Annotated in this window: 5 protein-coding genes and 1 pseudogene; all 6 read right to left on the bottom strand. The window is 41.3% G+C overall.

The window, feature by feature from the left end; all coding sequences use genetic code 11:
• Nucleotides 1–145 precede the first annotated feature (145 nt).
• The 6 genes and pseudogenes from FORMB_RS04585 to FORMB_RS04570 all read right to left on the bottom strand — a co-directional run bounded on the left by FORMB_RS04585 (nt 146) and on the right by FORMB_RS04570 (nt 12731).
• On the bottom strand, nt 146–5200 hold the full coding sequence (locus FORMB_RS04585; protein WP_069676332.1) for a lectin-like domain-containing protein: 5055 nt from the start codon (nt 5198–5200) through the stop codon (nt 146–148).
• Between the two features lie 167 nt (nt 5201–5367).
• On the bottom strand, nt 5368–7989 hold the full coding sequence (locus tag FORMB_RS04580; protein WP_069676331.1) for a lectin-like domain-containing protein: 2622 nt from the start codon (nt 7987–7989) through the stop codon (nt 5368–5370).
• Nucleotides 7990–8117: 128 nt separating this feature from the next.
• Nucleotides 8118–10784, bottom strand: coding sequence for a T9SS type B sorting domain-containing protein (locus FORMB_RS04575; protein WP_069676330.1), 2667 nt, complete (start codon nt 10782–10784; stop codon nt 8118–8120).
• Between the two features lie 40 nt (nt 10785–10824).
• A pseudogene (locus tag FORMB_RS12805) lies at nt 10825–10968 on the bottom strand (His/Gly/Thr/Pro-type tRNA ligase C-terminal domain-containing protein); the annotation flags it as partial.
• Nucleotides 10937–11167, bottom strand: a complete 231-nt coding sequence (locus tag FORMB_RS13110; RefSeq protein ID WP_197493513.1) for a hypothetical protein — start codon at nt 11165–11167, stop codon at nt 10937–10939. The gene FORMB_RS13110 and the pseudogene FORMB_RS12805, both read right to left, overlap by 32 nt.
• Nucleotides 11168–11186: 19 nt before the next feature.
• Nucleotides 11187–12731, bottom strand: a complete 1545-nt coding sequence (locus FORMB_RS04570; RefSeq protein ID WP_069676329.1) for a glycine--tRNA ligase — start codon at nt 12729–12731, stop codon at nt 11187–11189.
• Between the last annotated feature and the right edge of the window lie 26 nt (nt 12732–12757).

The following is a 12757-nucleotide window of genomic DNA, read 5'->3' as shown; positions in this document are numbered from 1 at the left end:
TACTAAGCAATTAGGAGGTTGAATTGCTTTTAAACTGCAATAAATTACATGAAGTTAAGGGGGTTGTTTTTCAATTTATGTGTTGAAAATCGCCCTCTTCTTTTGATGCTATTTTAAAAGTTAATTTCAAGTGTCGTCACGACTTCTAATGACGCAATGAAAAATGGGATCTAAACTGCGTTTGTACGCCATCACTTTTTAAGTAAGTCACCACAAACCAATAATCAGTTCCTGGCAACATCGATCCATTAAAAGTTCCATTCCAAGCACTGCGATTGGGACTAAATTGAAACAACAATTTTCCCAAACGGTCAAAAATAGTGACCGAAGCTGAAGCGTCATCTCTCAAACATTTGATGTTCCAAGTATCGTTATAGCCATCGCCATTTGGTGTAAAAAACTTTGGGAACTCCAAAATAGTGAGGGTTGCTTCCGGTTGTGTATTACAGACATCAATTACATCTCTGACCTTAAATGTATGTTCCTGACAACCAATCACATATTCAAAAACAGAGCTGAGTTGCCAATTTCCACCATCTAGCTGATATTCATAAGAACCACTTCCTCCCGTTACGGAAACTGAAATCATTTGATTCGCATCAAAATCTTCCGACTGATTAATGGCACTGATCGTTAACACATTGATCGGATTCACAACCACCGTCATAGTGGTGGGTTCAGCACATTCACCGGGATCTGCGGTAAACGTATAAGTCGTTGTTGCATTGTTGTTGAAGGCAGGCGTCCAAGATCCTCTAAACCCTTCGTTAGTGACCGTCGGCAACACCACCGTGTCGCCATCGCAAATAGGATCAATCTGAGTAAACGTAGAAATACTGTTTGGAATCACCACAATGGTAAGCGTAGTTGGATTTGCACACTCGCCAATGTCAGGCATAAATGTGTAAAGCGTCGTGGTGGTATTGTCCATCGCTGGACTCCAAACCCCTGAAAAACCATCATTAGAAACCGTTGGTAAAGGCGTTAAAAGATCCCCGTCACAAATGTCATTTACAGGCGTGAAAACAGGATCTGCTTTTTGAGCCACTACAATGGTAAGCGTTGTAGGAATGGCACACTCCCACGGATTGGGCGCAAATCGATACGTCGTTGTCTGTGTATTGTCAAGTATCGGACTCCAACTTCCTGTAATTCCCTCGTTGGATGTGGTCGGTAAGGCGGTTAAAAAATCGCCGTCACAAATAGCATCCACAGGGGTAAAGTCTGGATCCACCTTTTGGTTCACTTCAATAGTGAGTATTTCTGTACGAGCACACTCCCACCAATTCGGAGTAAAGGTATAAGTCGTCGTCAGCCTATTGTTAAGAATAGGACTCCACGTTCCCGTAATCCCATTATTAGAAGTCGTTGGTAAAGTTGTCAAAGCCTCTCCATTACAGATCGCATCAACGGGCGTAAACACTGAATTTAATCTTTGTTCAACAAGAATGGTGAGCGTTGCAGTATTTGCACATTCTCCTACATCTGGCGTAAACGTATATAGCGTTGTTATGGTGTTATCAAGCGCAGGCGTCCAAGTTCCTGTGATCCCGTCGTTAGAAGTCGTCGGCAAAGGAGCTAAAACATCATTTTCACAAATGCCATCCACAGGAGTGAAGATTGGGTCCACTTTTTGAATCACTGCAATGGTAAGCGTTGCTGGATTCGCACAAAGTCCTGCATCCGGAGTAAACGTATAAACAGACGTCGTTGTATTGTCAAGCGCAGGCGTCCAAGTCCCCGTAATCCCATTGTTCGAAGTCGTTGGCAGTGGCGTTAGAACATCTCCGTTACAGATGTCATCCACAGCCGTAAAATCAGGATTTGTTTTCTGTTCCACCGTAATGGTGAGTGTTGCTGGATTTGCACATTCCCATAGCTCGGGTGTAAAGGTATAAGTGGTTGTGAGCGTATTGTCTAGTGCTGGACTCCAGCTTCCTGTAATTCCATCGTTAGAGGTAATTGGTAGCGGCATTATAAGATCCCCATCACAAATGTCGTTCACAGGGGTGAAGTCAGGATCTACTTTTTGGTTCACCACAATCGTGAGCGTTGTTGGGTTTGCACATTCTCCTACATCAGGCGTAAATGTATAAGTGGTTGTCAGCCTATTGTCCATTGCGGCACTCCAAGTACCAACAATCCCATTGTTCGAAGTTGTTGGCAGTGCTGCTAAAACATCGCCATCACAAATGTCATCAACAGCGGTAAAAACAGGATCTACTTTTTGATTTACAGAGATGGTGAGCGTTGCTGGGTTTGCACATTCTCCTGTATCAGGTGTGAATGTATAAACAGTCGTCAGTGTATTGTCAAGTGCAGGCGTCCAAGTTCCGTTGATCCCGTCGTTAGAAGTGGTTGGCAGTGGCACTAAAATATCGCCATCACAAATGTCGTCAACAGGGATAAAAACAGGATCTACTTTTTGTTCCACCACAATCGAGAGCGTTGCTGGGTTTGCACAGAGTCCTGCAGTAGGCGTAAATGTGTAAAAAGTCGTCAGGGTATTGTCAAGCGCAGGACTCCAAGTTCCAGTCACACCATTGTTAGACGTGATTGGCAGTGCTGCTAAAACGTCACCATTACAAATGTCGTCAACAGCTGTAAACACAGGGTCTGTTTTCTGCTCAACCGTAATAGTAAGGGTTATTGGATTTGCACACTCCCAAGTGTTGGGTGTAAATGTATAAGTGGTTGTAATCGTATTATCAATCGTTGGACTCCAACTCCCCGTAATCCCATCGTTAGAGGTGATAGGCAGTGGCAGTAATAAATCGCCGTCACAGATGTCGTTTACAGGGGTAAAATCAGGATTTACCTTCTGGTTCACCACAATAGTGAGGGTAGTTGGAAACGCACATTCTCCCACACCAGGTGTAAATGTATAAGTCGTTGTTGCTGTAGCGTCCAGTGCAGGCGTCCAAGTTCCGATAACCCCATTGTTGGAAGTGGTCGGAAGCGGTGTTAAAACGTCTCCATTACAAATGTCATTAACAGGCGTAAAGAAAGAATTTATTTTTTCAACATAGGTAATGGTGAGCGTTGTTGGGTTGGCACATTCTCCCACATCAGGTGTAAATGTATAAGTCGTTGTTGCTGTAGCGTCAAGCGCAGGACTCCAAGTTCCGTTAACTCCCTCGTTAGAAATGGTCGGTAGGGGAGCTAAAACAGAGCCGTCACAGATGTCATCAACAGGGTCAAAAGTTGGATCAACAATCGGATTGACCGTAATGGTGGAGGTTACTGGATTTGCACAATCGCCTAAGTCAGGAGTAAAGGTATAAGTCGTTGTTGTGGTGGTGTCAAGCGCTGGGCTCCAGGTTCCGTTGAAGCCGTCGTTTGAGAGTGTCGGTAAGGGTGCTAAAATAGCTCCATTACAAACATCATTTACTATATTAAAATCAGGATCTACTTTTTGATTCACATTGATTGTGAGCGTTGTTGGATCTGCACACTCGCCTGCATCCGGAGTAAAGGTATAAACCGTCGTCAGTGTGTTGTCAAGAACCGGTGTCCAAGTTCCCGTAAAACCATCATTAGAAGTGGTTGGTAAAGGATTTAAAACGTCGCCATTACAAATATCAGCAACAGCGGTAAACACAGGCTCTGTTTTTTGATTGACTGTAATCGTTAGGGTAGCTGTATCTGCACATTGTCCTGCATCGGGTGTGAAGGTATAAATAGTTGTGAGCGTATTGTCAAGCGCTGGTGCCCAAATACCCGTAACCCCATTGTTAGAGACAATTGGCAGTTGTGCTAATGGGTCGCCATCACAAATGTCGGCAACTGCTGTAAATGTAGGGTCTGTTTTTTGGATCACTGTGATGGTGAGGTTCGCTGGGTTTGCACATTGCCCTCCATCAGGTGTAAATGTATACTCTGTCGTGATCGTATTGTCAAGAGCAGGACTCCAAGTTCCCGTAATACCATTGTTAGAAGTGGTTGGCAGTTGTGCTAAAGGGTCGCCATCACAAATGTCGGCAACAGTATTAAAGTTAGAGTCAATAAACGGATTGACTGTGATGGTTTTTGTTGCTGTAGTTGCGCATTGTCCTGCAGTTGGTGTAAATGTATAGGTTCCAGAAGTTGTATTGTCAAAGGCAGGCGACCAGCTGCCTGTAATTCCTTCTAAAGAGGTGTTGTTTAATGGGTTGGCATCTCCTACACAGAAAAGATCAACATCAACTAGAAAACTAGGAACTATATTTGGGTTGACGTTGATTGTAACATCTTCAGTTGTGACGTCCCCACACACATCGCTAATACTAACGGTATAGGTTGTTGTGGTAGTGGGTGTGAATGTTGGATTTGAAATGTTAGGGTTGCTAACGCCCGTTGTTGGACTCCAACTGTAGGAGGTCCCAGAGGGGATTAAAGCGTTTATCCATGTTACTGTTTGTCCCTCGCAAATGGTGGTATCTGGTATATTAAGGCCATCAACAAATGAAATACTGTTAAAGCAAACAAATTGTGCGTTTGTGTTTGCCCCTGTGGAGCCTGTAAAACCAAAATAATAATTGGTATAATCTCCACCCATAACGCCAGTTTGAATATACAACCCATTAATACTTAATTTTAGGTCACAATCTAAATAAAGCCTAAGTCGACTAACAGGCGCTGGTTCCCACGTCACTTTAACTTCATGGAAGGCGTCGTCTTCAATATTTGGAACAGACTGAACACTTGATATTGCAGATGTGTTGTGATTTGGATTTCCCCACCAGTTGAATGCGACGTGATCTTCATTAGGTTCAGGACGAGGATCCCCTTTTCCGCTGTTCCAATAGGTGTCAAACTCAAAAATCATTGAAGGACTAATTCCTCCATATCCTATACCTTCACCTGTTGATCCTAACTCATTATTGTTATTACTCTTAAAAACAAGGGCCATACCATCTCCACCACTTTGATTAAGTCCAAAATAAGCTTGATAACTAATCGTGAAAGGATTATTAAAATTGATCGGGTGATTATACCATACTGCTCCACCTTGACCTTGGTCTGAAGTGGTTATTCGATAACAATCGTCGCCCTTACCCAAAACCCATGGGGCTAATCCATTATTTCCCATCCATACTCCTGAGCCTGGTGTACCATTTCGAATTGTATTTAAGGTTTGTGTGTGGGAAGCTGTTTGAAAACAGATAATGGTTAAAATAAACAACGCTATACGGGTCGAAGCACTAGGGTTTAATATCAATATGTAAGCTTAAAATTGGTTAATCCTTCAAAGAAATGAAAAATAATCCAAATACAAAGTATTTAAACCCTCATATTACTTTTAAAAAACAATAAATCAAACAGAATTAAGGAAGATTGGTTTTTAATTTTTGAGTTGAAGAAATACCCCCTATTTTTTAGTCGTTTTCAATGGCGTAATGAAAAATGGGATCTGAACTCCGTTTGTACGTCATTACTTTTCAAGTAATTTACCACAAACCAATAATCAGTCGCTGGTAACATCAATCCATTAAACACACCATTCCATGCATTTTGACTGGGTTTAAATTGAAACAGTAGTTTTCCAAAACGGTCAAAAATAGAGATCAACGCAGTGGGGTCATCTCTCAAACATTTGATGTTCCAAGTGTCGTTATACCCATCGCCATTTGGCGTAAAGAATTTTGGAAATTCCATAATCATTACTGTTGTTTCAGGGATTGTGCTACACCCAAGTGCATCACGTACAGCCACCGTATGTTCTTGACATCCAATTACATATTCAAAGGTTGCATTGCTTTGCCAAACACCGCCATCTAATTGGTATTCATAAGTCCCACTTCCGCCCGTAGCAGACACTGAAATAACTTGATTCGCATCAAAATCTTCCGACAGCTTTGTAGCGTCGATTGTTAAAACACTGATGGGATTCACCACAATGGTCATGGTGGTGACGTCTGCACATTGTCCAGCGTCTGGTGTGAAAGTATAAAGCGTTGTTGCTAAATTATCTAAAGCAGGACTCCAATCGCCTGTAATGCCACCATTGGAAGTGGTGGGCAAAGGTGCCAGCACACTCCCGATACAAATGGGGTCAACTTGCGTAAAAAACGGCGTTGTTTGTGTTAAGACCGTAATGGTCATTTTGGTTTCTGCAAAACAACTTCCTGTAACAGGAGTAGCTGTAAAAGTATATTCCGTTGTGATGGTATTATTTATGGCAGGCGACCAAGTGCCACTAAAGCCATTATTTGAAACCGTTGGTAAAGTCATTAAAACGTCACCAACACAAATGGTGGCTACTTGCGTAAATGTTGGAGTCATAATGGGAATCACAACAATGTTCATTGTAGTTGTACTGGCACATTGCCCAGCATCAGGGGTGAACGTATAAGTGTCTGGAGTTGTGTTGTCAAAAGCAGGCGACCATGTTCCTGTAAAACCTTCAATGGAAGTCGTAGGGAGTGTTAGTGCATCTCCTTCACAAATAGGCGGTATTTGTGTAAAAGTAGAAAGACTGTTTGGCACTACAACAATCGTTAGATTTGAAGGAATTGCACACTGCCCTATATCTGGTGTAAACGCATAAGTCGTTGTTATTGTGTTATCAAGAGCAGGACTCCAGCTGCCAGTAATTCCTTCGTTAGAAGTGGTTGGTAAAGGCGCTAAAGTATCCCCATCACAAATAGAGTTTATTGGATTGAACGAGGGCGTAATGATTGGATTGACCGTGATGGTTGTTGTGATTGTATTTGCGCATTGATTTGCACTCGGCATAAAGGTATAGGTTGTTGTTGTTGTGGAATCAAGAGCTGGACTCCAAATTCCAATAACGCCCTCGTTAGAAGTGGTTGGTAAAGCGGCTAAAGTATCTCCAATACAAATGGAGTTTATAAGATTGAACGTTGGTGCAATGATCGGATTGACTGTGATGGTCATGGTTGCTGTACTGGCACATTGCCCAGCATCTGGGGTGAAGGTATAGGTTGTTGTGGCTGTAGAATTAAAGGCTGGTGACCAAGCACCTGTAATTCCATTGATTGAAGTGCTTGTTAATGGGTTGCCACTTCCTTCGCAAATGGGATCGATTTGAGCAAAATCAGAAGTTCCGCTCGGATTAATAGTGATTAAAACATCTTCAGTAATAGAGTCGCCACAAACATCATTAATTGTAACGGTGTAAGTTGTTGTGCTTGTCGGAGATAAAATTGGGTTTGCAATAGAAGGATTGCTAACACCCGTTGTTGGACTCCAAGAATAGGTAACTCCACTCGGGATTGTAGCATCTAATTGAACTGTTTCACCCGAACAAATGGCCGTATCTACTAAATTAAAATTATCTACAAATGAGATTCTGTTAAAACAAACTTGATGTAAGTTAGAGAATCCTCCAGTGGAACCCACAAAGCCAAAAAACACAGAATCATCTCCATTAAAAATATCCGTTTTCACATCCTTGGTTACAGAAAGTCTTAAAATACAATCAAAAAACACCTCCAAAGTTTTAGAGCTAGCAGTCCAAACGATTTTGATATTATGATCAATGCCGTCTTCTATATTTCCGCTCGTTGAACTCGCCTGAATAGGTCCTGCAAGACTTGAACTTGATGAGTGATTTGGAACGCCGTTAGACATGATTCCGATGTGATCTACAGTCGCATCTCCTAGGTCGCCATTTTTAAAGGTGTCAAACTCTACAATCAGTGAATTTGAAATTCCTGCATAACCAATCCCCCCTCCAGTACCACCGATCACAGCTGTCGCATTCGTTTTAAAAACAAGTGCCATTCCATCTGCACCATTTCCGTCTTTAGTTCCAAAATTATTTTCGTAAAAGATTGTAAAATCATTTGAAAAATTTATGGGGTTGTCATACCAAGCTCCACCAGATAGATCGAATTGATCAGGAGTGATTCGAAAACAATTGCTCCCTAAGTCTGAAGCACTGCCAATAGTAACTGCATTTAACTGTGCATGAGAAGCCGTTTGAAAGCATATCAAGATTAAAATAAATAACGCTATATGCGTTGAGGTCTTACGTAAGAGCATCAATGTTTAGATTCACTAGGTTCAACAATCAAGATAAAGAAAAAAAACGAATATTTTATTACATGGTTATTTTTAATGTTTTTCTGTACTATGTTTTAAAAACTATTTTTTTGGGAAGTACAGTGCTTTCAATACCTCAACGAAAAGTGGGATTTAAATTGCGTTTCCACTCCCTTACTGTTTAGGTAATTCACTCCAAACCAATAATCGGTTCCTGTTAACATGGAGCCATTAAAGGTGCCATTCCATGCACTGCGATTGGGACTAAATTGAAACAGCAGTTTTCCAAAACGGTCAAAAATAGAGATCAACGCAGTGGGGTCATCTCTCAAACATTTGATGTTCCAAGTGTCGTTATACCCATCGCCATTTGGCGTAAAGAATTTTGGAAATTCCATAATCATTACTGTTGTTTCAGGGATTGTGCTACACCCAAGTGCATCACGTACAGCCACCGTATGTTCTTGACATCCAATTACATATTCAAAGGTTGCATTGCTTTGCCAAACACCGCCATTCAATTGGTATTCATAAGTCCCACTTCCGCCCGTAGCAGACACTGAAATAACTTGATTCGCATCAAAATCTTCCGACAGCTTTGTCGCGTCGATTGTTAAAACACTGATGGGATTCACCACAATGGTCATGGTGGTGACGTCTGCACATTGCCCAGGGTCTGGTGTGAAAGTATAAAGCGTTGTTGCTAAATTATCTAAAGCAGGACTCCAATCGCCTGTAATACCCCCATTGGAAGTGGTAGGTAAAGGGGCCAGCACACTGCCGATACAAATGGGGTCAACTTGTGTAAATAAAGGGATTGTTTGCGTCAAGACTGAGATGGTCATTTTGGTTTCTGCAAAACAACTTCCTGTTACAGGCGTAGGTGTAAAAGTGTATTCTGTTGTGATGGTATTATTTATGGCTGGCGACCAAGTGCCACTAATGCCTTCATTTGAAACCGTTGGTAAATCCAGTAAAACATCCCCAACACAAATGGTGGGTACTTGCGTAAAGGTGGGGGTGAAAATAGGGTTCACCATGATGGTCATTGTAGTGCTATTGGCACAGGGATTCGAATCGGGCGCAAAGGTATAAGTATCTGAAACTGTATTGTCAAAAATGGGCGACCATGTTCCTGTAATCCCTTCAATGGATGTTGTAGGGAGTGTTAATGAGCCTCCTTCACAAATAGGTCCTAGTTGTGTAAACGTCGTATTTGAAGTGATATTAATGGTGATGTCAAAAGAATGCTCATTGCTACAGTTAGGGGTGGTTGCGGATTCTGCATACACAAATAAGGTCGTGGAAGCTGAGATCACGTCTCCTGCATTGAGCGTTGTTCCGCCGCCATTGGAAGCTGTAAAATAATTTCCATTGGTCAGTACCGGTAATGTATAGTTATCACAAACAGAAACATCTGCTGGCGTATCTACCACTGGCGTTGTATTGATTGTAATATCAAAAGCGTGTTCACTAGTACAGTTAGGCGTTGTGGCTGTTTCTGCATACACAAATAAGGTGGTAGAAGCAGAGATGACATCGCCTGCATTGACAGGGGTTCCTCCGCCATTGGTTGCTGTGAAATAATCTCCATTGGAGAGTGCTGCCAAGGTATAGCTATCACAAGAAGACACATTTGCTGGGGTGTCCACTGTTGGAGCGGAATTAACCGTGGCAGTCACGGCAGTTCTGGTTCCAGTGGTACAGCCATTATTAGACGCTAAAACCCAAAAGGTGGTGCTTGTGGTTAAAACAGGATTGTAGGTGTCTCCAGTATGTAAAAGGGCACCTCCGTTTTGACTGTCATACCATAAAATATCGTTGGTGTTTGAGGTTGCCGACAGGTTTGCAGGGTCATTCCCACAACTTACAGATGGGCTGGTTGACAATATTTGAGGCGGACTGAAAGTTGTGGACGCAGATATATTTAAGACAGGATCTCCGGGTGTTCCTCCGTATTCAATAACAAAGCCTTTGGCTTGATAATCATAGGGTTGTCCAGTAGTGTTGTTTGGTAAATCGTTCCAAGACCCTGGAATTCCTGTATTATAAGTAATGTGTGCATAATCTTCGCCGCTCCCGTAATCATTAGGTTCACCGGAATTCCAATTGGTATAGGCTAAGTTATCGCCAGCTTCTGGACCTGTCATCCATTTCCAGACGCCTTCACTTGCTACATCTGAGGCGCCAATCCAGCCTGTTCCAGGCGATAACTCCCCAGATATTTGTCCTTCGTCAGGGATGGTTAAGGTGGCTAAATAGCCTTGTAATCCAAAATAATTCATCGTTTCAGCAGTCGCTTTGGCATTGGTCCACGTAATTAAATTGGAAGGCACATAGTCATAGTAATGATCTGTTGAAGCTAAATAATTAGCAGAACCCGCAGTTAATGAAAAGGTTTTGGCTCCCACATTTATAGTGCTACTGTTAAAAACAACATCATAAACCGCTGCAATAATATCGGTGTAACTGGCAGAACCGCCACTAAGCCCCGTCAATGTTAATTTGGCTTGGTTTGCATCCCAATTGGCTGCTATAGTAGGGTGTGATCCCGATAAAAGGAGTTGGTCTTGTCCTAAAACATAGCCTGAAGAAATTTGAATGTAAAAGGCAGGTATGAGCGTATCATCTGGATCGGTGATGTTAAAAGAAGTCACAATCCGCTGTTGACTTTGAGGACAATAGATTTGATCGCCAACAGCGGTCACTGTTGGAGGGTCATTTATTTGACCAAAAAAAGTACTCGTATTTAAAAATACCAGTATATAAAAAAGGTGTCTTATGTTTAATATCAAAATTGGTTAAATTTAATCTCTGGTTAATTTTCTTTAGCCACTATTTCATGGCGACTTCATTTTCAATTATTGTTTTTAAAATTTCTATTTTCACACGTTGTTGCTCCACGGAGTCTCGATGTCTGATGGTGGCGCAATGGTCTTCTAAAGTGTCATGATCTACAGTAATGCAAAACGGTTTCCCTTGCATTCCAATTGGCTGCTATAAGCGTATCATCTGGGTCGGTGACGTTAAAATAAGTCACAATCCGCTGTTGACTTTGAGGACAATAGATTTGATCGCCAACAGCGGTCACTGTTGGAGGGTCATTTATTTGACCAAAAAAAGTACTCGTATTTAAAAATACCAGTATATAAAAAAGGTGTTTTATGTTTAATATCAAAATTGGTTAAATTTAATCTCTAGTTAATTTTCTTTAGCCAGTGTTTCATGGCGACTTCATTTTCAATAATCGTTTTTAAATCTTCTATTTTTACTCGTTGTTGTTGCATTGAATCCCGATGTCTGATGGTGACACAATGATCTTCCAAAGTATCATGATCCACGGTAATACAAAAGGGTGTTCCTAGTGCATCCTGGCGACGGTAACGTCTTCCAACCGCATCTTTTTCATCATATACCACATTGAAATCCCATTTCAAATCACTTAAAATAGTTTTTGCAACTTCAGGCAATCCATCCTTTTTTACCAGGGGTAAAATCGCTGCTTTGATAGGTGCTAAGACTGCGGGCAGTTTCAACACGGTTCGAGTGGTATTATTTTCTAAAGTTTCTTCGGTCAATGCATTTGAAAATACGGCCAAAAACATACGGTCCAATCCGATGGACGTTTCTAGAACGTAAGGTGTGTAATTTTTATTTTCTTCGTGGTCAAAATATTGAAGTTTTTTGCCAGAATGTTTTTCGTGTTGACTTAAATCAAAGTCGGTACGTGAGTGAATGCCTTCTAATTCTTTGAATCCAAAAGGGAATTTAAATTCGATATCGGAAGCAGCATCTGCATAGTGTGCTAATTTTTCATGATCGTGGAATCGGTAATTGTCGGCGCCCATCCCTAATGATAAATGCCATTTCATACGGGCTTCTTTCCAATGCTCGTACCATTGTTTTTGAGTTCCTGGTTTGATGAAATATTGCATTTCCATTTGTTCAAATTCACGCATTCTAAAAATAAACTGACGTGCTACAATTTCATTTCTAAAAGCTTTTCCTGTTTGTGCAATTCCAAAAGGGATTTTCATGCGCCCCGATTTTTGAACGTTTAAAAAATTTACAAAAATACCTTGGGCTGTTTCAGGACGTAAATATAAATCCATCGCACTTTCGGCGGAAGCGCCTAGTTTGGTGCCAAACATCAGGTTGAATTGCTTTACATCGGTCCAGTTTTTACTACCGGTTAAAGGGTCTGCAATTTCAAGTTCTTCAATAAGTGCTTTCACATCGGCTAAATCTTCATTTTCTAAAGATTTGGCCAGTCGCGATAAAATGCTGTTTATTTTGGTTTGATAGCCAACGACTCTTCCGTTTGTTGAGATGAACTCGCTTTTATCAAAACTGTCTCCAAAACGTTTTTCAGCTTTCTTGACTTCTTTCTCAATCTTGCCTTCAATTTTAGCACAATAATCTTCCACAAGAACATCGGCTCTGTAGCGTTTTTTAGAATCTTTATTGTCAATCAAAGGATCGTTAAAAGCATCGACGTGACCAGACGCTTTCCAAGTAGTAGGATGCATGAAAATAGCCGCATCTAAACCTACGATGTTCTCATTCATTTGAACCATGGCTTTCCACCAATACTCACGAATATTTTTCTTTAACTCTACACCATTTTGTGCATAATCGTAAATAGCACTTAGGCCATCGTAAATTTCACTACTCTGAAATACAAATCCGTATTCTTTGGCATGCGAAATAACTTTCTTGAAACTTTCCCCTTGATTTGTCATGTTACAAAAATAGAAAACACTTTTTA

Origin of the sequence: Formosa sp. Hel1_33_131 (genome assembly GCF_001735745.1) — a bacterium.
In the GTDB taxonomy this organism is placed as follows: Bacteria; Bacteroidota; Bacteroidia; order Flavobacteriales; family Flavobacteriaceae; genus Hel1-33-131.
This window is presented reverse-complemented; position numbering and strand designations above follow the sequence as displayed.

Coding starts and splice junctions, on each gene's coding strand:
- FORMB_RS04580 (WP_069676331.1), bottom strand. CDS start 7,989: ATGCTCTTACGTAAGACCTCAACGCATATAGCGTTATTTATTTTAATC.
- FORMB_RS04570 (WP_069676329.1), bottom strand. CDS start 12,731: ATGACAAATCAAGGGGAAAGTTTCAAGAAAGTTATTTCGCATGCCAAA.